The organism is Bacillus sp. CH30_1T, from assembly GCF_008364765.1.
In the GTDB taxonomy this organism is placed as follows: domain Bacteria; phylum Bacillota; class Bacilli; order Bacillales; family Bacillaceae_B; genus Rossellomorea.
This window is the reverse complement of sequence record NZ_VTUY01000011.1, coordinates 35,689-57,080: the sequence shown is the minus strand read 5'-3', so window position 1 is coordinate 57,080 and position 21,392 is coordinate 35,689. Positions and strand designations below refer to the sequence as shown.

The window sequence follows — 21,392 nt, the reverse complement described above, 5'->3', positions numbered from 1 at the left end:
TTTATAATTTTTTATAATTCCACTCTTTTTGCGAATTCCTTTGCTACTAAGTCATAAAACAAACAACAAAATGATGGAAAATTTGCACAAAAAGAAGACTATAGACGATACGTTTTGCAGTAAGATCTAACAAAAATGAAGAGGAGAGAGACAGCATGCTGGAATCCGAAAAACGTTTGTATATGTACGAAAAAGTCGCTGAACATCTTGAATCAGGCGTTCATGTCATCGATTCTACCGGGAGAACCATCATCTACAATCGTAAAATGCGTGAAATCGAAGGCATGGAAATTGAGGACGTCCTGGATAAAAATTTGTTGGATGTTTTCCAATTTCACTCTGAAGAGGAAAGTACCCTTCTTAAAGTTCTAAACACAAAGGAACCAACCCTCAATGTGAAGCAAACTTACTTTAATATAAACGGTATCGAAATCACGACGATGAACGATACTTTCCCTATTTTTCATGATGAGGTGTTGATTGGAGCGATTGAAATTGCCAGGGACATCACCAAGCTCGAAAAAGTGATGAGAGATCATATACATAAACGTCCGAGCAGCTTATATACCTTTGATAGCATCATCGGTCAGCATCACAGTCTTAAGGACGCTATCGAAACCGGAAAGCGGGCGACCAGGACTTCTTCCCCTGTGTTGATCTGTGGTGAAATCGGGACTGGCAAGGAACTTTTCGCACAAAGCATCCATAACGACAGCGCCCGTGCCAACCGTCCCTTCATCACCCAGAATTGTTCATCATTACGTGATGATATGCTTGAAGAAATCCTGTTTCATGAGGAGCGGGAAGGCAGCAACCCGGAAGATCACCGACCATCCCTCTTCCAACAAGCCCAGGGAGGAACGCTCCTGCTCGATGAAATCAACTCCTTAACCCCTTCCCTCCAAGAGAAGCTATTAAAATTCTTTTCCCGAGGGACGGACCTTCCATACGATGTACGGGTGATGGCCACGGTGAACGAGGATCCCATCGACGCCATCGCAGAAGGACGGTTATTAAAGGACCTCTATTACAGGCTGAGCATTGTTTCAATCTTCATCCCCTCTCTCCGTTCGAGAAAAGAAGATTTACCGGAGATTGTGAACTATTTCATTGACCAATTCAACCACCATTTTGCCATGAGTATTAAGGGGATTTCGGATGAAGTATGGGATATTTTTCAGCAGTATGACTGGCCAGGCAATGTGAGGGAACTTGAGCATGTCATCGAGGGAGCGTTTAATCTCGTTGGCTTTGAAATGGAGATCGGTTTCAATCATCTTCCATTTGGTTTCAGGCAACGCATCCACCACACATCTGGCGGAGAAGAAAACCAGGATGAATCGGAGTTCCTCTACCAATCCGGAACAGAGATCAAACCACTGGAGCTTTTCATAGAAGAAGCCGAAACCTATTATATTCAAAAATCTTTGAAATACCATGACTTTAATATCACCAAAACGGCGAAGTCCCTTGGAATGAGCCGGCAGAATTTGCAGTATCGGATTCGGAAGTACGGGATCGAACGGAATTCGTTTTGATGGTGGTGGTCACTTCTCTTTTTTGGGGAGTGGCTTTTTGTTTTTTTGGGTGATTGGGGTTGTTTCGGTATGTGATTTTTGTCGTTTTTTTGGAAAATGGCAGATAAAAATTATAAATGGCACGTAAATTTTGAATACGGCAGATAAAACCTGAATATGGCAGATAAATATTGTTGAAGACTATTCAATGTTTAGAATCCTTCTTCTCCCTCTTCATTAAATCTTCACACCCCACTAAAATTCCCCAAAACATAAAAGAGCACCAGCCCCTTCATCAGTGCATCTTCACCGACAAAAAGACCAGTACTCAATCATCCATACTTATTCCATATGCTGCAAATAAGGGGTCAAATCCACCCCAATACGTTCCGCCAACCTCTTACCGAGCTCTACATCCGCCCGGAAGAAATTACACACTGCGCGCAATGCAATTCTTTTGTTAATTTGTGATAGTTCACTGGAAATATTTTTCACTACTTGCTCTTTCACTTCATCCGGGTAGCTTCTGTAAATGCGTCCAGCCTGACCGAAATCATCTGTCTTCCGGATTTTCTGTCTTCCTCTTTCACCCGTCATCGGCTGATGTATTTCCGTATATCCCCCCACTTCTTTCGGTGTATCATCGAAGCTGTTCGGCTCATAGTTCACTGAGCCCGTCTGCTGCTTGAATGGCATATGTCCGTCCCTCTGGTTATTCGCCACTTGAGCAAATGGACAGTTGATCGGGAGTTGCATGTAGTTGGCGCCGATTCGATAACGTTGTGTGTCTGAATAAGAGAATAATCTTCCTTGTAACAACTTATCTTCGGACGGAAGCATTCCGTTCACCAGCACTCCAGGATTGAAGCCCACTGATTCCGTTTCCGCAAAGATGTTTTCTGGATTTTCATTTAAAATCATCGTACCGACAAAGTGAGATGGAATGTCATCCTCCGCCCAATCCTTCGTTGCATCAAGAGGATCGAAATCAAAGGTATCCATGTCCATGGGATCCAGTACCTGAACATACAGATCCCATTCCGGGAATTCACCTTTCTCAATCGATTCATAGAGATCACGACTTGCATGGTTAAAATCTTTCCCTTGGATTTCTGCTGCTTTTTCTGAAGATAGATTCTCAATGCCTTGCTTTGGTTTCCAGCTCAACTTCACATACACGGTATTCCCCGCATCATTCACCCATTTATAGGCATGCACACTGGATCCGCGCATTTGTCTATAGTTAGCTGGAATCCCTTCATCCGTATAGAGATGCAGGAGCATATTGGTAGATTCCGGAGTCAAGGACATGAAATCCCAATATCTCTCAGGTTCTTGGATATTCGTTTGTGGATTCGGCTTTAAAGAATGAACCATATCCGGGAACTTCATAGCATCACGAATAAAGAAGACAGGAAGGTTATTCCCCACAAAATCCCAGTTTCCTTCTTCTGTATAAAATTTCACGGCAAATCCACGGGGATCCCGTAAGGTTTCAGGAGAATGCTGTCCATGGACGACAGTGGAAAAACGGGCAAATACAGGTGTTTCTTTGCCAGCTTCTTGAAAAAGTGCGGCTTTTGTATATTTTTTCATGCTGTTTTTTGTAATGAATGTACCATGCGCTCCCGCTCCTCTGGCGTGAACGACTCTTTCAGGAACTCGTTCTCGATCGAAGTGAGCCAATTTCTCAATTAGCTGATAATCTTCAAGCAGTGCAGGTCCTCTTTCTCCAGCTGTAATCGAGTTCTGGTTATCGCCGATCGGGGAGCCTTGATTCGTTGTAAGTTTTCTGTTATCCACTAAAAACACTCCTTAAATTATAATTATTATTAAGTGATTATAATTTTATTTTAACTATTTGAGAATGAAAGTCAATCACAAATTATAATTATTTTAAATTAGTAATCATTAAAAATAATAAAATCAGGCATAAGAAAAGAGACAACCTATACAATAAGTTGTCTCTAAAAATATTATCGAGTTTGGAAGAGTAGAACCAAAACCTTCACGTTTATGATTTGATCAATTTAGAATCCGTGATAAAGCGGACGCCTTCAGTAGATTCCAAAGAGAACACTCCTCCCCTTCCTTCTTTTACATCCAATATGATCCGGAAATGCTTCCAATACTCATATTGTTGTTCGTTCATATAAAAAGGACAGTCGGCTACAGTACCTACTAATACATCACTGTCACCGATGATCAAATCATCCTGACTTAAACACATAGGAGAACTGCCATCACAACATCCTCCTGACTGATGAAACAGGAGGGCACCGTGCTTGCCTCTTAACGTTTCAATCAGTTGAAGGGCTTGTTCTGTTGCCTCTAGTCGCTGTTCCATTTTAGAAGAATCCTAACGCTTTAGGACTATAGCTGACTAGTAAATTCTTCGTTTGTTGATAGTGTGATAACATCATTTTATGATTTTCACGACCGATACCGGACATTTTGTATCCACCGAATGCCGCATGTGCCGGGTATTGGTGATAACAGTTAGTCCATACGCGTCCTGCTTGAACCTCTCTACCGAAACGGTAAGCCGTGTTCATGTCACGCGTCCATACACCTGCTCCAAGTCCATAAAGAGTATCATTAGCAATTTCAAGGGCTTCTTCTTTCGTTTTGAATGTTGTAACGGAAACAACAGGGCCAAAGATTTCTTCTTGGAAAATACGCATTTTGTTGTTGCCTTTGAAGACGGTCGGCTTCACATAGAAACCGGCTTCCTGATCCCCATCCAGTGAATTTCGCTCACCACCGATGAGTAATTCCGCTCCTTCTTCTTTTCCAATTTCAATATAGGATAGAATCTTATCCAATTGTTCTTGAGAAGCTTGGGCACCCAGCATTGTATCTGTATCTAACGGGTTCCCCTGTTTGATTTGTTTCACGCGTTCGATCGCACGCTCCATGAACTTATCGTAGATCGATTCTTGGATTAGCGCTCTTGAAGGACATGTACACACTTCTCCTTGATTAAGTGCAAACATCACGAAACCTTCAACTGCTTTATCCAGGAAATCATCCTCCTGATCCATTACATCTTCAAAGAAGATATTAGGTGATTTACCACCAAGCTCCAATGTAACAGGGATAATGTTTTGAGAAGCATATTGCATGATCAGGCGACCTGTTGTCGTTTCACCTGTGAAGGCAACCTTACCAACACGCTTACTTTGCGCAAGTGGTTTCCCTGCTTCTACTCCAAATCCTTGTACTACATTCAGTACACCTTTAGGCAGCAGGTCTTCAATCAGTTCAATCAGGACCATGATGGAAGCAGGTGTTTGCTCAGCCGGCTTCAAGACAACACAGTTTCCTGCAGCAAGGGCAGGGGCAATCTTCCATACACCCATCAGAATCGGGAAGTTCCAAGGAATGATTTGGGCTACAACCCCGATAGGCTCATGGAAATGATATGAGACCGTATCATTATCAATCTCACCAAGAGATCCTTCCTGGCCTCTGATACATCCGGCGAAATAACGGAAGTGGTCAATCGCAAGGGGTAAGTCTGCCGCTAATGTTTCACGAATCGGCTTACCATTATCCCATGTTTCGGCTACAGCAAGCATTTCTAAGTTTTCTTCCATACGATCCGCGATTTTATTTAAAATAATAGATCTTTCCGTAGCAGAGGTTTTACCCCATGCGTCTTTCGCTGCATGTGCTGCATCTAATGCCTTTTCGACATCCTCTTTGTTTGAACGGGCAATTTTCGTGAAAACTTTCCCTGTTACAGGTGATACATTTTCAAAGTATTCTCCACTTGCTGGCGGCACATATTCTCCACCAATAAAGTTCTCATACTTGTCTTTAAATTGTACCAATGAACCTTCAGTATTCGGATTATTATAAAGCATCTAAGATCCTCCTGTATTTATGTATTTTTCTGTTAATTAAGCGCTTTCATTGTTATTATAGGTCATTTATGAGGTACGGACAAGTGTATTGTTAAAAAATTCTTTATTTTTCGTTAATTCACGATAATTTTTTAGGAAAAAAGTAGCAATAAACTTAACGAAAAGAATCAAAAAAAGACCGCCCTTAAAGAAAGGCAGTCTTCTTAATAATTGTATTATTTCTTGATTAGATCTTCACGTTCTGATTGCTCGATCCACTCTTCAAGCTTGTCTTTAAGAGTGTTAAAGCCAGCTGGTGTTGTTTCTTCGTTTGCTTGCTTTACACTGCCTTGACCTTGACGGCGAGGTTTTTTCGCTGCTGCAGGTTTTGCTTGTGGTGCTGGAGGAGCTTCCTCTGTAGCACGGATAGAAAGGCTGATTTTACCAGCTGCTTCATCCACTGATAGTACTTTAACCTTTACTTCGTCGCCTACTGAAAGGTGCTCGCTAACGTCTTTAACAAAGCCGTGAGTGATTTCAGAGATATGAACTAATCCTTGTGTTTCTTCGTCAAGTGCAACGAACGCACCGTATGGTTGAATGCCTGTAACTTTACCTGTTACAACAGTTCCTGTTTCGAATTTTGTAGTCATGGTAACACTCCTAGTATATATATTATTTTTCGTCTTTACACGCAATTGTAGATTATATCATAGAATCCGGGATTCGGCAAAAGTTTATTCTATTAAACCTATGATACAAGCTCCATTTCCCTTCAACTTTTCACCTATAATTGCTTTCTCACTAGTTATGTTTCCCAATTATTAAAATTATTAAAACAGTGTAAACTTAGCACACTTTATTAATCTTTATATAATTCTTCTGTCTCTGAAGACAAAATGACCGGTGTCGTCTGAACCCAACGATCTGGCTTAACGAAATTTACGCGTCTTAACTCCTCATATACTTCTTTCAGATGGAGGGATGTTGTGTAATCTGGGTACTCTTTCAGTATATATCGATAGGTTTCTTCAACATGTGATTTTAATTCATCACTTTCATCAAAGATGGGCTGATACACATTTCCATCTGTAAAGTATTGATAGAGAAGGTCGTATTCATGCTTCACTTCTTCCCTGAACCTTGAGTTATCCGGCAGTTCCTTTAATATCTTTTCGTAGTCCATCAGGCGATCAGCTGCTTCTTTCCATGTTCCTGTAAATTCACCTGCTTTAATGACTGGATCAAAACGGGTAATCATATACAATTCATATCCTTCCGGTAAGGCTTCACGATTCGTGATCATCCTGAAGTACTCCACATCCAATGTAGTTTCAAGCCGGTCCGTCCCACTGTTATACGATAGCTTAACTGCATTATTGAATAATCCATCCCGTAACAACCATAGTTTGGGGGGATAGTCGTTTTTCATATGGTTGAACTCCTTCATATTGAACTCTCCATTCTCAACATGAGGCTTCCAATATTCACTATACTCATTTAACTCGTCCTCATATAGCGGGAAGATATCTTGTTCCTTTTTAATAAAATCATTCACCCATACTTCTGCTTCTTCCTTCGTTAAAGGAGCTTTCAGATTTTTCATCATCACATCAGGAGTAGCCAATATCTGATCCAACTCCTCACTCGCTCTCTGGACCCACTCCACTTTTCTTTCATTTGTGAAGTCCCGCTTTGAAATGGACTCGATATATGTGAGGTGCCTCCCTGCATCCCGGGCGATCACAGTCGAATTAAATATGCCTTCCGTGAACCCGAGCCGCTCCATTGCTTGAGTCTTCCTTAAATCATATTGAGCTTTCGCATCTTCTATTTCCCTTTGAAGTCGTTGGTCTGACTCACCGGCAAAATCGGCTTGATTCCCATTCTGTCTTCCTGGTTCATCCATTGTAAGCTGCAGGATGAGAACCGCACCGATCAGAAGTACACCAATGAAACTTGCAACGTATGGCCAATGAATAAGTGTTCGCTTCTTTTGGGATTTCCCTTCTTGTTTTATGGCTTGTATAATGTCTGAGGGATTGGTCTGATCCGGAATTTTCTTATACGATTGATTCAATAATTCCATGCGTTTTTCAAGCATCTTGTCATCCATTCAATCTTCCCTCCCTTTTTTCAGCCTCTTCCAGTTCTTTTTTCAAGAGGTTTTTCCCCCTTAAAAGTCTTGTTTTGACAGTAGATAAATTGATTGACAGTATTTCAGCCATTTCTTCATACTTCTTTTCATGAAAATAAAAGAGGATGATTGGTATTTGATATTTACCATCCAGTTTTTGAATGCATTCGTGGAGCATACGATCCTCTTCCTGCCTCAGGATACGTTCTTGAGGCGTAATGACGTTTTCTGTAGGTTCATTCCCGATTTTTTTCACTCGATTGGTAAGCTGATTTTCTTTTCGTTTAAAGTCCCTCGACACATTTAAAGTGATTTTATAAAGCCAGGTTGTAAACTTCGCATAAGAGAACCCGTCTAGAAACCTGTATACACGAATGAACACTTCCTGGGTGATATCTGGTATATCAGCGATAGAATTCCCCATCTGATAGGCAAACCGTTCAACGATGGGAGAATAATATGTGATTAAATGGCTATATGCCTGCAGATCTCCTTTTTTCGCACGTTCGATCAAGTGCTCATTTTCCACTCGCGTCTTCCCCCTTTCCCTTCGATGGCTTTCATTTATGTAACGATCATAAAGTGGATTTTGTTTCATTTATTTACCATTGAATCCATTCTTTTAAAATAGAACAAAAAAAGCCTAACCCAATTCTAATTGGATCAGACTAATTCTTTACAGTGATTGATTTCTTCTTTCGTTGCTTTTGAATAAATGGCAAGGCATATAGCATGAAGGCTGCAATATGGGCGAATGCAAGGTTTGCAACAAACAGGCTCCACAAGGTCACATGTCCCCATCCTCCAAGTTCCGGAACGGCTACGTAATAAATAAATGCTGCCCATAAGGCTATAACAAATGGGATATGAAGAACCGCCCACTTACGATGTTCAATCCAAAGAAATAGCGGGGTAGCCGTTGCGATAAAAAGATATACAAGAAATACATCCATATTAAAATTCCTCCAATCCGGTAGTAAACGCTTTCAATTATGGCGAAAAAAAGAATAATTTGTGAACGTTTTGTTACAATTAGTATACTACATAGAAGAGAAATTTCCAGCCCATTCATCATGTTTTTGACTACTTTTCTAGATATTAGGTAAATTGTAATGTTTTCAAACGTTTTCACACATAATAAATGGAAATACATGTGGCCATATTTGTTCCCTAACACTTATTTGATGGCATTCACCCCCATATTTCATATATATTGAAAATTTAAAAATCCGGTGTACAGAGGGTGTAAAACATAGTACGATTGAAAAATCTTATTTTTTCGAAAGGAGGATCTTAATCTTGGCCAAAAAAGAACAATGGACTTCTAAGATTGGATTCATTTTGGCGGCTGCCGGTTCTGCTATAGGGCTCGGTGCCATTTGGAAATTCCCGTATATGGCAGGTGCAAATGGAGGGGGGGTCTTCTTCTTACTCTTTATCCTTTTCACCGTTTTGATCGGTGCACCCATTCTTCTGGCAGAGTTTGTCATCGGAAGACGGGCGGGAGCCGACGCCATTACTTCCTATAAAAAATTGGCACCTCATTCTTATTGGCATTGGATCGGATATTTAGGAACGGTTGTTTCTTTTATCATATTGTCCTTTTACAGTGTTGTAGGCGGATGGATCCTTTCTTATTTGGCCCGGAGTGTGACAGGCTCATTAATCGGGAAATCTCAAGAGGAGTACGGAATCTTATTCGAGAGTATCATTGCAAATCCAAAAGAAGTACTGATTGCACAATTCCTCTTTATTGTCATTACAATACTTGTCGTACAAGGCGGGATTCAAAAAGGGATTGAACGGGCAAGCCGTTATATGATGCCGGCATTATTTATCTTATTTATTATTTTAGTGATCAGGTCCCTTACCTTGGAAGGTTCGATGGAAGGTGTCCGCTTCCTGTTATTGCCTGACTGGAGCTATTTAAATGGGGAAACGGTTTTACTTGCGTTAGGACAAGCGTTCTTTGCACTTACGGTTGGACTTTCTGTCATGGTGACGTATGCATCCTATCTTTCAAAAGAGGACAGCATGCCAAGATCCGCCATCAGTGTATCCGGGTTAAATATCTTTATTTCATTATTGGCAGGATTGGTCATTTTTCCTGCTGTGTATGCCCTTGGTTTTCAACCGGATGAAGGACCGGGAATTGCCTTTGTAGTTCTACCAGCCGTGTTTAATGAAATTGCATTTGGTGGCATTTTCTTAACAGTGTTCCTGATTTTACTGTTGTTTGCAACCCTGACTTCTGCTTTCTCCATTCTTGAAATCGGAGTCGCTGCCCTGTCGAAAGGGAATCAATCGAAACGAAAGCCATTTACATGGTTAATAGGAATCCTTGTATTTTTTGCAGGTATTCCAAGTGCCCTTTCATTTGGTGTATTCGGAGATTTCCTCATTCAAGGAAAGAACTTCTTTGACTTTGCCGATTATATTACGAGTAATTTTGGATTGCCGATCGGGGCATTATTGATTAGTATTTTCGTCTCCTACCGATTAAAGCGAGAAGATGTATGGAGCGAAATCCAATCTGGTTCGTCTATATCACCGGCCCTGTTCAACAGCTGGATCTTTCTTTTGCGCTACATCGTACCAGTAGCCATTATACTTGTTTTCATATCTTAAATGAGAGGTCCGTCACTGAAGACGGACCTTTTATTTTTAACATTTTGTTCACGAGAATGCGGGCTATTTTTTTCCATATGGTGATAAACTGTAGATATAAGGAAGGTATTCTATGGGGAGGGAATTAAGCATGTCACACTTTGGTGAGAATTTAAAACGGGTCCGCGAAGAGCGCAAACTATCTCAACAGGAGCTTGCTTTAAGGGCCAGACTAGGCACAAAGACGATTGAAAAGTATGAATCCGATCTTCAGATTCCCGATACACAAACGATTCTAAAGCTTTCTACTGTACTTGATATACCTGCTTCTGAACTGTTGGAACGGGAAGTGAAAGATCATTCTCCAACAGGGGTTGACGCTGAAATGGAGCAACTGATCAAAGAGTTGGGGCCCAAAAGAACAAAGCTGATCCTCCGTAAGGCAAAGGAATTCTCTGAAAAAGATTTCCTGCGTGTGATGCAAATGATGTATGAACTGAAATATGAAAAGAGCGAAAGCTAAAAACTTTTTATGAAATAATGTATAGATAGTGAAAAAAGGGGTCATACTGAAAATAAGCTTTCTAAGTATTCCCCCTTTTGTTTTCATTTGTTGGACGATATTTTATCGTCCTATTTTTTTTGCCCAAATAAAAGGTGCCAGGCACAAATGTGTTCTTTTGTGCCTGGCACCCTTCATTTTCTAACTATGATTCTCAACAAACCGCTTCATCCGTTTCACGGCTTCCTGCAGTTGCTCCATACTTGAGGCATAAGAACAACGAATATATCCTTCTCCACCTTTACCGAACACATTACCGGGTACAACCGCAACTTTTTCTTCCAAAAGAAGCTTTTCAGCAAATTCCTCTGAAGACATTCCTGTTTTTTTAATGGAAGGAAAAGCATAGAATGCTCCTCCTGGGGTGTGGCAGGTCAATCCGAGCTCATTTAGGGAGTCAACAAAATAGTGTCGTCGATGACGATAGCTTCTCTTCATTTCCATCACATCTTCCATCCCTTTATCGAGTGCCTCCACAGCAGCATGCTGAGCAAGGGTTGACGCACACATCATGGCGTATTGATGAATTTTAAGTAAGGATGAAGCGATTTCTTCAGGAGCACAAATAAACCCCAGTCTCCAGCCCGTCATGGCAAACCCTTTTGAGAATCCATTGATTACGAGGGTTCTTTTTCTCATGTCCTTTAAAGAAGCAATGGACACGTGGCGATGATCATAAGCAAGCTCAGAGTATATTTCATCTGAAAGGACAACTAGATCATGCTTCCGAATCACCTCTGCTAATTCTTCCAGGTTCTCTCTTTCAAGGACCGTCCCCGTTGGATTATTAGGAGAACATAATAAGACGGCTTTTGTACGCGGAGTGATGGCTGCTTCGAGTTCTTCGGCTGTGACTTTAAAGTCATTTTCCGGCTTGGTTCCGACCGTTACAGCTACTCCACCTGCCAATTGAACAAGAGGTACATAGGAAACGAAGCCAGGTTCCACCACAATGACCTCATCTCCTTGATCAATGATTGCCCGCATACTGATATCAAGGGCTTGAGAGGCACCGACCGTCACAATGATCTCATCTTTAGGATCGTAGTCTACGGAGTAGCCCTCTTTCATATACGCGGCAATCTTCTCCCGGAGTTCCAGTAGGCCTGCGTTCGCTGTATATGAGGTATAGCCTTGCTCCAAGGAAAGAATCGCAGCTTCCCTCACCGTCCAGGAGGTAATGAAATCCGGTTCCCCAACCCCTAACGAAATGACCCCTTCCATATTTGCTGCCAAATCAAAGAATTTCCGGATACCGGAAGGCTTTAAGTTTTTCACAGATTGAGATATGTAAGATGTCTTTGTTTTCATGGAGACACCACAATTCGTTTATCTTCACCATGATCACCAAAGATGGTGCCGTCATGTTTGTATTTCTTCAATTGAAAATGAGTTGTTGTAGATAAAACGGAATCCAGAGTAGATAGTTTTTCAGAAACGAATGTAGCAACTTCATGCATTGTTCGGCCCTCCACCGTTACAGAAAGGTCATATGCCCCAGACATTAGATAAACACTTTTCACTTCTTTGTAACGATAAATACGATGGGCCACTTCATCGAATCCCACTCCCCTTTTCGGAGCCACTTTTACATCGATCATCGCCGTTACCCCTTCATGACCTTCTACTTTGGACCAATCCACAACGGTACTGTATCTCACAAGAACATTGTCTTTTTCAAGCCTTTCAATCGCATTCTCTATTTCCTCTGTTGTTACTTGAAGCATTTTCGCTATATTCTCTGTGGAAATCCTGGCATCTTTCTGTAAAATCCTTACTAAATCAAGCTCCATTTCTCTTAGTTGCATTCTGCTTCCTCCTCATCACCACTAAATGTTTTTATTATATCAGAAGTAACTGTTATGAAAAGAGGCATCCTCACTTTAAGTCTATTTTCCCCATTACATCCATAATTACAATTGGATATGAGACAACTTTTGAATCGGGGTGTTAAATGCAGAAATCGGGGTAAAATATCTGTAAACTAGTAGAGAGGAGTGACGAAGTATGCAAGAACAGGATTTTGCAAAGGTGGTTCAGGTGAATGGAGCCAATGTTTATTTTGAACATCATCAGCATCCTGCAGCCACGAAAACCTTCGTCCTTCTTCATGGATTTCTATCATCAACCTTTAGCTTTAGACGGCTTACGCCTCTTTTGAAAGAAAAGTATAATGTCATTTCCATCGATCTACCTCCCTTTGGGAACAGCGAGAAAAATAATCGATTCATCTATTCTTACGATAATCTGGCCAACACGGTTATCGCCTTATTAGACCACTTGAATGTTAGCAATGTCCACTTAACGGGTCATTCAATGGGTGGTCAGATCGCTCTGAACGTGATGAAAAAAGCACCTTCCCTAGTCGAAAAGGGCGTTCTCCTGTGCAGTTCCGGCTATCTCAAGAAAATGAAGTGGCCTGTCATGATGCTAAGTCATATTCCTTTTTTCCATCTGTATGTAAAACTTTGGCTTACACGCTCAGGGGTACGGAATAATCTTGAAAATGTTGTGCACGATTCAAAAATGATCGATGACGAAATGATGTTCGGGTATCTGAAACCATTTCTGGAAGATGATATTTTCAAGGCATTGACGAGGATGATTCGAGATCGTGAAGGAGATTTGACGGGGAACGATTTGCGCAACATTCAAACACCTTGCCTCCTGGTTTGGGGAGAACATGACAGAGTGGTCCCCTTATCCACTGGACATAAGCTGAAACAGGATATCCCGAACTCAAGGCTGGTTGTTTTAGAAGAAACAGGCCATCTCGTCCCTGAAGAGAAGCCTGAAGAAGTCTTGGAACACATTCATCAATTTGTAACCGCCCCTCTTGAAGGAATTAAAGAGGATTCTCAGACACAGTCGCTATACAAAAAAGGACTTTCCCAAACGCTCATATCTGAAACGTAGGGAGAAGTCCCTTTTTTATGTTAGATGTTAAATCTACACGATCCGCTATAAGGATAAACAAATCATTTTCATCTTTTTCGATTACATCATATGATTATATTAGGCATTACATATTTAGAAAGGGGACAAATTGATGAGTAAATTCGAAGATATCATCAACCGAAAAGGGTCTTCCTCCGTAAAATGGGACCTGACGAAGACGGTGTTTGGGAGTGACGATGTTCTGCCCATGTGGGTGGCAGATATGGATTTCCTGCCGCCACAAGATGTTTTGGATGCCCTGCAGGAACGGCTGAAACACGGGATATTTGGTTACACCTTTGTTGGTGATAAAACGGCAGCAAGCATTAAGGAATGGGTCCAAAAACGTCACGACTGGGACATTGAGAAAACGTGGATCCAATACAGTTCAGGAGTCGTGCCGGCGATTTCGACCATTATTCAGGCACTTACTGTTCCAGGAGATAAAGTCCTCGTACAATCCCCTGTCTATACTCCTTTTTTCAGCCTGGTGGAGGATAATGACCGGGAAATTGTAAATGCTCAACTGGATTATGGTGAGGGAAGCTATTCTATCGACTTTGGTGCGTTTGAAGAATCTTTAAAAACAGGTGTAAAGCTCTTCTTATTATGTAATCCACACAATCCGAGCGGTCGGGTATGGAAGAAAGAAGAGCTAATGAAAATAGCTGAATTATGCCATCAGTACAATGTTGTTATCGTGTCGGATGAAATTCATTCAGATCTGGTTTATGAAACTCATACCCATATTCCACTCGCATCTCTTAATGACTCGTACAGAGATATCACGATCACGTGCATCGCACCAAGTAAAACCTTCAACCTTGCAGGATTACAGGCTTCAGCCATGATCACTCCCAATCAGGCTCTCCGGGAAAAAATCGCCGCCATTCATAAAAAACAGGGCTTCTTCACTCTCAATACGTTTGGGATTGTCGGAATGGAAGCAGCCTACAGCTATGGTGAAGCATGGCTGGAAGAAATACTTGCGTACCTGCAGGAAAACGTGAGGGTCACGAAGGAATTCATTGGAGATCACCTGCCTGACCTCCAATTGGTGGACCCTGAAGGAACCTATTTGCTCTGGATAGATTGTACAAAGTTGGAACTCTCTGATGAAGAGCTGAAGGAGCGTCTATTGGACAAAGGAAAACTCGCATTGGAATCCGGAACGAAATACGGACCAGGCGGGGAAGGCTTCGTACGTATGAATATTGCCTGCCCACGAGGGACGTTGATGGATGGTTTGGAAAGATTGCGAAAAGCTTTAAGCTAATGTGAAAAACGGGAAGATGCGACTTTTGTCGGCTAATCTTCCCGTATTTTGTTCTGTAGGGGTGAAGTATCGTTTTTGCCAATGGGCTTTATTTTCACATTTACTTGTACCAGGTACACACTATGTTACAACTTAACACTCATTCTACTTCTCCTTATCACTCACAATCTCCCCGCAGGCAATACGTTTACCGGAATCGCCTGAAGGCTGGGTCATCCCATCGTCTTTGTTTTCATCGATGATCAAAGAAGTCCCCTCTTTAGTGAAAAGAGATGTCTTCCCTTTCGTCAAGGTGACTCCACCTGCCATCAGCTTGACTTTTGCAATGCCATCATCCTCGACAATGATGTTAGGAAGATCTCCTCCATGTGCTCCCTCAGGATGAAGAAGTCCATGTTTTTTATCATCAGGATTGAAGTGATTCCCTGCAGATACAAAATCCGGTCGTTCACATACACCTTTTTCGTGGATGTGAATCCCATGTTCACCGGGCGGCAAACCTTCCAGATCCAAGCCCACTTCCACTCCATCTGATTTCTCTTGAAGGATGGCATTTCCGAGTGAATCCCCGTTCTCATTTTTTAATTCAACTTCGACCTTTTTAGGGTTTTCGATGGCACATGCCCCAAGTAATATACTTATCATGATCATATATAATAGTGATGATTTTTTCATTGCGCACTTCCTCCAAATTTTGCATACTCTTCCACCATTGTTGACGTTTGAGGGAAAAAGTATTCCTCTTTTCACCTGAAAAAGAAGCTATTGGGTCGGAGGCGGTTTTAGATAATAGTCGTGTTGAATCAGCACAACAGAAAAACACGCCTATACATGTAAGCGTGTTCCACTCTTTTTATTCTGTTTCCCTTTTGTGCTGCCCCGCTTCCTCTTCCATCTTCTTCGTTTTCAATTCTTCACGTTTTGAAACCTTTATAATTAAACGGAACGTCAATAAGGCAGCTATTAAGAAGATGGCCATTGTAATGCTTGCAGGGATATATTCCGACTTATCTTCAGGAAAGTATAGAAATAAATTTAATACATAATAAGAAAGCATCGTAAGCTCCTTTCAAAAAAACAAACTCTTCGTCTATTATACCAACACTGTAAAGGACAAACCAACTTGAAATCGCTACGTTTTTAACGATTTATTGAACAGGCTATGAAACAAGCCTCGACAATTTCCGAGGAAATATCCGTTTACCCTTACAGAGCTCCATCCAAAAAAAGAGCCCTAAACCCCAAATAGGGTTTAAAGCTCTCTCACTACTATTTTACAACCTTAATATTTTCAATCACGACATCTTCTTTTGGAAGATCATTCGCACCTACTTCTACATTGGCAATTTCATCGACGATGTCCATTCCTTCAACCACTTGACCAAAGACCGTATGTTTTTGATCAAGCCAAGGGGTTCCACCATTCTCCATATAAGCTTCGATGATATCTGCAGGGAAACCAGCTGATTTCATTTGCTCTTCAAACTGTGGGTCGATGTCATCCTTTTGCACGATGAAAAATTGACTTCCATTCGAATCCGGGCCGGCATTTGCCATGGACAGGGCACCACGAAGATTGAATAATTCAGGTGAGAATTCATCTTCAAAGGATTCACCATAAATACTTTCCCCACCAGTACCGTTTCCATTCGGGTCTCCCCCCTGGACCATGAAGTCTTTGATCACGCGATGAAATTTAAGTCCGTCATAATAGCCGTTTTCACTATGAGTAATAAAGTTTTCGACGGTTTTAGGTGCCTGTTCAGGGAAAAGCTTGATCTTAACCGTTCCCATCGAGGTTTTCATTTCTACCAATTTTTCGTTTTCAGCAACTTCTGTTGTAAGCTGAGGGTATGTCATTGTGTCATCTCCTTTGGAATCTTCTGCCGTATTCTTGTTTTGTTCTGTTTGTTTCGTTTCATCTTTAGTGGTATCTTCCTTCTCTGTTTGTCCACAAGAGGCAAGTACTAAACCTAATAAACACAGGGTCACGATCATCAGACGCTTCATATATGTACCTCCACATGTTACCTTTATAGTAGTTCTTTCAACATTCATTCCGCTTTCATTATAATAAAGATTGAAGTATTAGAGGAGGTTTTTTTATGAAAAACATACAAATTGGTGATTATGTCACAGCTTTTTATAAAACGGGCAAGTATATCGGGGAAGTAACAGGAGAACGACCAGGAGCCTATGTGGTGAAGATTCTCTCCGTCTTGAAGCATCCACGGCAGGGAGATTTACACAATCCTCAGGAAGTGGACGTTCCACTGTTTCACGAACGAAAGGCTCTTGCACACCGCGAGCAGGCGAATATGCCGGAAAAGATGGTGAAGCCGTTTGACGGGAACATTCCAGATTATAATGAATCACTGGTCACTGCATACCTTACACTGAAGAAAGAGCTGGAAGAAGACCCAACCCCTCACGCCCGAAAGAGCCTGGAAGTGCTTCAATCCATCCAAAGAGAATACGAACTGATGTATAGCCTGACATTTTAAACATAAATGAGGGACGGACCTTCCTTAGGTCCGTCCCTCATGTCGTTATGCAAGCTGGTTATAAAATTTGGACAGGTCTATTCTTTCCCCGATGGTTGTTGGCTCCGCTTTATCGAGGTATTTTTTGTCTTTTTCGACCAGGTTGTAGATATGGTGGGTGGTGAGGGCATCATCTAAAGCTTTATGATGCTTTCCGACTCCTTCCCTCCCGTATTCCTGGACTGCTTTCCATAGCCCGGTTTGGTTTTGATCACCAAAGAATCGTTTATATTCCATGGACAAGTCGACGAATTGAGCTTGGAAAGGAAATGGAATGCCGGACTGTGCACAGTTATCACGCAGAACCTTCATATCCATGTTTCCCCACGTCACTACTTTGTCGATCCCTCTTGCATTCAACCCGGAAAAATAGTCAATCAAACATTGAAATGAGATTCCCGAATCGACTTCCTGCTGGTTAATCGATAAGAACCGTTTACAGCGGTTGGTCAGTTTGGGAAACGCAGTCGGTTTCACATAAGATGAAAACGAATTGGACACTTTCCCTTTCTCAACCACCACGACACCGGCTTCAATAATCTCAGGAAAAAAACCTTTGGGGACTCTATGTCGTTCCGGCATAGAAAACTCAAAATCTATAAACACAAGTTGTTCCGGTTTCGCCACTATACTCCCTCCTCAAAATCTAAATAAGACCCCAATTTATCTATAATAAAAAAATTCATCATAAAAATAAAATCGAAACTTACTCCTATTTCCCACACTTCTTATTCTTACATTATATCATGATGAACCTATAAATTATGACTAATTCCCGGTTTTACCCGTGAATAAATGTTATTGGGTGGACTAGAGTCCCAATCTTTAATAAAATGAATATTTAGGTATACGAAATAAAATTCATACAGAAGGTGTTAACCATTTCAATCAAAAAAAAGAATTTAACGATTATGCTTGTGGCCAATTTCCTGGTTGCGGCAAGTGCGACGATGGTTTTGCCGTTTTTGTCTCTTTATATTGAAACCTTTGGTACGTACAGTCATGAATACGTTCAACGCTGGTCAGGGTTTGTATTCGGGGTTACATTCTTAACGGCTTTCTTTATTTCTCCTTTATGGGGACGGATCGGAGACCGCTTCGGCTATAAACCGATCCTCCTTATTACAGGGTATGGAATTGCCACGTCGATTTTTCTAATGGGCTTTATGGATTCCGTTTGGGGGCTTTTCGTCCTTCGTATGATCATGGGTTCGGTGACAGGATTCATTCCCACTTCGATGGCCCTTATTTCTGCCCAGACTCCAAAGGAAGAAGCAGGACGTACGCTTGGCACCCTGCAAATGGGAACTGTTTCAGGAGGTCTATTCGGTCCAGTCATCGGTGGTTTACTTGCTGACAATGTAGGCTTCTCCTACACATTCATTTTCACCTCCATCGCCATTGCCATAGCAGCAACCGTTGTTTTACTTGGCATTGACGAGCAACGGAGCAAAGAGCAACGGAACCAGCGAAACAAGTATTCAAGTATTGAAGTTCTTCAGCATATTTTCAGTCACAAATTATTAGTGACGGTTCTCTTATTGTCATTCCTTATTCAGGTAGCAAACTTTAGCATTCAACCCCTTCTCGCCCTCTATGTAGATGAACTTACCTCTTCTACGAATCTGGCATTTCTGGCGGGAATTGCTTTCTCTGCAACCGGATTTGGTAATTTACTTGCGACGCGACGATGGGGTCAGCTTGGTGATAATATTGGTTATGAAAAGGTGTTATCGATCCTCCTTATCCTGGCCTCCATTTTCATCGTGCCCCAAGCACTCGCTGTAGAACTGTGGCAGCTCGTCCTGTTCCGGTTCTTGTTCGGCATCGCGATCGGCGGGATGATTCCATGTGTGACCGCTTATATCCGCCAGGAAGCCCCCATAAGTATGCAAGGGGAAGTTCTCGGGTATAATCAAAGCTTTCGTTTTCTGGGGAACGTGGTCGGACCTGCTTTTGGAGGGATCGTGTCAGGATATATTGGTATTTCTTCCGTTTTTTATGTAACAGGTGCTTTATTCTTATGCGCTTTTGGATTATTATGGTGGAGTATGCGTCATTCTGATACAACCAGCCATGTGAAAGATTACTAGAAAAGTAGAGTGAGAAATGAGAATTTTCGCAGGTTATATAACGGTAATTAGTGTTATGTTCATCTTTTTTACCACATTATTTTTTACAACGGATGAATGGAACAAAGTACAAAGCTTTCAAAACGAATTAGAACACTCGGTTAGTACCGATAACTTAAATCTAAATCGCACCAGTTTACTGCTGGATCAGAACGGGAAGGTATTTTCGGAAGTGAATCGTCCATACCGATTATATATTCCGGATGAACAGATCCCCCCTTTTATGAAGGACATTCTTGTCGCATCAGAGGATCAGCATTTTTATGAACATGTCGGATTCGATGCCGGAGCGATTCTTCGGGCTGTCGTGAAAAACTTGGTGTTCACCCACATCCAACAGGGTGGGAGCACGATTACACAGCAGCTTGCAAGAAACCTGTATCTGGGGCAGGAAAAAACGTACAATCGTAAATTGACCGAGTTAATTTATGCCCATGAAATTGAAAAATCGTTATCAAAAGATGAAATATTAGAGCTTTACCTGAATGTTATTTACTTCAGTAATGGCGTTTACGGGATTGAAACAGCGTCACAGTATTACTTCCAGAAGAGTGTAACGGAACTCAATCAGGCAGAGATGGCATTCATTGCATCGATTCCCAATAACCCGGGAAAATATGATCCCATCGATCATTTTGAACAAACGAAAGTTCGTCAGGAACGTCTCCTGGATATTCTCGTCAGTACGGGTGAGCTATCCAAAGAAGAAGCGGATAAAATGAAAAAAGTACCGATTAGCTTAAACGTTCGTAAAAAGATCGATTTATATCCTGATTATGCTTTTTATGTGGAAAGTGAATTAAAAGAGCTGATTTCGATTCACGAGGGCTACAAAGTGGAACTGGCAAATGCCGCCTCTCCGGAGGAAAAGGAGAAAGTGGCACAGAAGCTCGATGAACGTTTCCAACAAGTGATCTCCTCAGGAATTCAAATTCAAACCGGACTGAATCCTGAGCTGCAACAAAAAAGTGTGAAGGCTTTAAATGGACATCTTCAGAAAGAGTTACAAGGGGCCACGGTCACCATCAACAACAAGACAAGGACCATCGCGGCTTTGACCGGGGGCAGGAACTACCAGAAATATAACTTCCATCACGCATTTCAAGCTTTCAGGCAACCTGGATCCGTTATTAAGCCACTTCTCGTATATGGTCCGTATATCGAGAAATACCAGGCTTCCGTAACTGAAAAAGTAAATGCGAACCGGTATTGCATCGGTGGCTATTGCCCTATGAACTATGGAGGGGTCCAGCCCGGGGCCGTGACGTTACAACATTCCTTAGCACAATCGTATAACGCCCCGTCATTGCGATTGATGGAAAAAGTAGGCATTGAAGAAGCTTTCAAATCGTTATCCCCTTTTTCATTTGAGAAGGTGATAAGCGAGGATCAAACCTATGCGGCCTCCGTAGGGGGATTCACCTATGGGATGAGCCCCCTTGAAATGACGGATGCTTATACTTCCTTCATTGATGGGAATTACCAGGAAAGTCATGCGATCATTCATGTGAAAGACAATAAAGGAAATATCCTTTATCAATGGAAGAATAATCTGAAAACAGTATGGTCCGCAGATACAACCTCTAAAATGAGAAAAATGCTTGGCGAAGCCGCTACTTCCGGAACCGGGAGAGCAGCTTACGTCTCGAAGCCCTATGTTGGGATTAAGACAGGAACCACCAATAACTATCATGACTACTGGGTTATGGGAATAACAGATACTTTCACTACTGGTGTATGGGTCGGGCATGACATTCCCCGTAACATGAGTCAAATAGAACAACAGCGACCAAGTCATAAGATTTGGAAACAGATCATGGAATGATCAAGAGT

At 41.7% G+C, this 21,392-nt stretch carries 21 protein-coding genes; 8 read left to right on the top strand and 13 right to left on the bottom strand.

Features of this window, described 5'->3' with window-relative positions; genetic code table 11:
* Positions 1-155 precede the first annotated feature (155 nt).
* Complete coding sequence (locus tag F0342_RS20055; protein WP_149157618.1) at positions 156-1,538, top strand: sigma-54 interaction domain-containing protein; 1,383 nt, start codon at positions 156-158, stop codon at positions 1,536-1,538.
* Between the two features lie 321 nt (positions 1,539-1,859).
* Here F0342_RS20055 and F0342_RS20050 read toward each other — a convergent pair whose 3' ends face one another.
* From F0342_RS20050 to F0342_RS20020, 7 genes are all read right to left on the bottom strand, one after another.
* A complete protein-coding gene (locus F0342_RS20050; protein ID WP_149157617.1) occupies positions 1,860-3,320 on the bottom strand; it encodes a catalase in 1,461 nt (486 codons plus the stop codon).
* 211 nt (positions 3,321-3,531) lie between these two features.
* Positions 3,532-3,864: a DUF779 domain-containing protein gene (locus tag F0342_RS20045; protein WP_149157616.1), complete on the bottom strand. Its 333-nt coding sequence runs from the start codon at positions 3,862-3,864 to the stop codon at positions 3,532-3,534.
* Position 3,865: 1 nt separating this feature from the next.
* The gene (adh, locus tag F0342_RS20040; protein ID WP_149157615.1) at positions 3,866-5,386 is read right to left on the bottom strand and encodes an aldehyde dehydrogenase; all 1,521 of its coding nucleotides are present in this window, start codon (positions 5,384-5,386) and stop codon (positions 3,866-3,868) included.
* A gap of 215 nt (positions 5,387-5,601) precedes the next feature.
* Positions 5,602-6,018: a S1 domain-containing post-transcriptional regulator GSP13 gene (gene yugI, locus F0342_RS20035; protein WP_149157614.1), complete on the bottom strand. Its 417-nt coding sequence runs from the start codon at positions 6,016-6,018 to the stop codon at positions 5,602-5,604.
* Positions 6,019-6,227: 209 nt separating this feature from the next.
* Positions 6,228-7,481 carry a hypothetical protein gene (locus F0342_RS20030; protein ID WP_149157613.1) on the bottom strand — a complete coding sequence of 418 codons (1,254 nt, stop codon included), beginning with the start codon at positions 7,479-7,481 and terminating at the stop codon, positions 6,228-6,230.
* The gene (locus tag F0342_RS20025) at positions 7,474-8,031 is read right to left on the bottom strand and encodes an RNA polymerase sigma factor (RefSeq protein WP_262481829.1); all 558 of its coding nucleotides are present in this window, start codon (positions 8,029-8,031) and stop codon (positions 7,474-7,476) included. The genes F0342_RS20030 and F0342_RS20025 overlap by 8 nt, the downstream gene beginning before the upstream one ends.
* Before the next feature lie 139 nt (positions 8,032-8,170).
* Positions 8,171-8,455, bottom strand: a complete 285-nt coding sequence (locus F0342_RS20020; protein ID WP_149157611.1) for a spore morphogenesis/germination protein YwcE — start codon at positions 8,453-8,455, stop codon at positions 8,171-8,173.
* A 346-nt stretch (positions 8,456-8,801) separates the two neighbouring features.
* Here F0342_RS20020 and F0342_RS20015 point away from each other — a divergent pair, with 346 nt between their 5' ends.
* Positions 8,802-10,130 carry a sodium-dependent transporter gene (locus tag F0342_RS20015; protein ID WP_149157610.1) on the top strand — a complete coding sequence of 443 codons (1,329 nt, stop codon included), beginning with the start codon at positions 8,802-8,804 and terminating at the stop codon, positions 10,128-10,130.
* A 130-nt stretch (positions 10,131-10,260) separates the two neighbouring features.
* Complete coding sequence (locus tag F0342_RS20010) at positions 10,261-10,632, top strand: helix-turn-helix domain-containing protein (protein WP_149157609.1); 372 nt, start codon at positions 10,261-10,263, stop codon at positions 10,630-10,632.
* Positions 10,633-10,812: 180 nt separating this feature from the next.
* On the opposite strand, the gene F0342_RS20005 is transcribed toward F0342_RS20010, so the two are convergent.
* Complete coding sequence (locus tag F0342_RS20005) at positions 10,813-11,982, bottom strand: aminotransferase (RefSeq protein ID WP_149157608.1); 1,170 nt, start codon at positions 11,980-11,982, stop codon at positions 10,813-10,815.
* The gene (locus tag F0342_RS20000; protein ID WP_149157607.1) at positions 11,979-12,479 is read right to left on the bottom strand and encodes an Lrp/AsnC family transcriptional regulator; all 501 of its coding nucleotides are present in this window, start codon (positions 12,477-12,479) and stop codon (positions 11,979-11,981) included. The genes F0342_RS20005 and F0342_RS20000 overlap by 4 nt, the downstream gene beginning before the upstream one ends.
* A gap of 199 nt (positions 12,480-12,678) precedes the next feature.
* On the opposite strand from F0342_RS20000, the gene F0342_RS19995 reads away from it, so the two are divergent.
* Entirely contained in the window at positions 12,679-13,587 is a 909-nt protein-coding gene (locus tag F0342_RS19995; RefSeq protein WP_149157606.1) for an alpha/beta fold hydrolase, read from the top strand.
* Between the two features lie 133 nt (positions 13,588-13,720).
* Complete coding sequence (locus F0342_RS19990; RefSeq protein ID WP_149157605.1) at positions 13,721-14,884, top strand: MalY/PatB family protein; 1,164 nt, start codon at positions 13,721-13,723, stop codon at positions 14,882-14,884.
* A gap of 144 nt (positions 14,885-15,028) precedes the next feature.
* Here F0342_RS19990 and F0342_RS19985 read toward each other — a convergent pair whose 3' ends face one another.
* From F0342_RS19985 to F0342_RS19975, 3 genes are all read right to left on the bottom strand, one after another.
* Positions 15,029-15,559: a superoxide dismutase family protein gene (locus tag F0342_RS19985; RefSeq protein ID WP_149157604.1), complete on the bottom strand. Its 531-nt coding sequence runs from the start codon at positions 15,557-15,559 to the stop codon at positions 15,029-15,031.
* A 178-nt stretch (positions 15,560-15,737) separates the two neighbouring features.
* Positions 15,738-15,941 carry a hypothetical protein gene (locus F0342_RS19980; RefSeq protein ID WP_149157603.1) on the bottom strand — a complete coding sequence of 68 codons (204 nt, stop codon included), beginning with the start codon at positions 15,939-15,941 and terminating at the stop codon, positions 15,738-15,740.
* Between the two features lie 212 nt (positions 15,942-16,153).
* Complete coding sequence (locus F0342_RS19975) at positions 16,154-16,894, bottom strand: peptidylprolyl isomerase (protein WP_188048633.1); 741 nt, start codon at positions 16,892-16,894, stop codon at positions 16,154-16,156.
* 95 nt (positions 16,895-16,989) lie between these two features.
* Between F0342_RS19975 and kapB the strand changes: the two genes are divergently transcribed.
* Entirely contained in the window at positions 16,990-17,388 is a 399-nt protein-coding gene (kapB, locus tag F0342_RS19970) for a kinase-associated lipoprotein KapB (protein ID WP_149157602.1), read from the top strand.
* A gap of 45 nt (positions 17,389-17,433) precedes the next feature.
* On the opposite strand, the gene kapD is transcribed toward kapB, so the two are convergent.
* The gene (gene kapD / locus F0342_RS19965; protein ID WP_149157601.1) at positions 17,434-18,054 is read right to left on the bottom strand and encodes a 3'-5' exonuclease KapD; all 621 of its coding nucleotides are present in this window, start codon (positions 18,052-18,054) and stop codon (positions 17,434-17,436) included.
* A 254-nt stretch (positions 18,055-18,308) separates the two neighbouring features.
* On the opposite strand from kapD, the gene F0342_RS19960 reads away from it, so the two are divergent.
* Positions 18,309-19,520 (top strand): MFS transporter, encoded by a 1,212-nt coding sequence (locus F0342_RS19960; protein WP_223145738.1) that lies wholly within the window; start codon positions 18,309-18,311, stop codon positions 19,518-19,520.
* 55 nt (positions 19,521-19,575) lie between these two features.
* Entirely contained in the window at positions 19,576-21,384 is a 1,809-nt protein-coding gene (locus F0342_RS19955) for a transglycosylase domain-containing protein (RefSeq protein ID WP_262481828.1), read from the top strand.
* Positions 21,385-21,392: the final 8 nt, after the last annotated feature.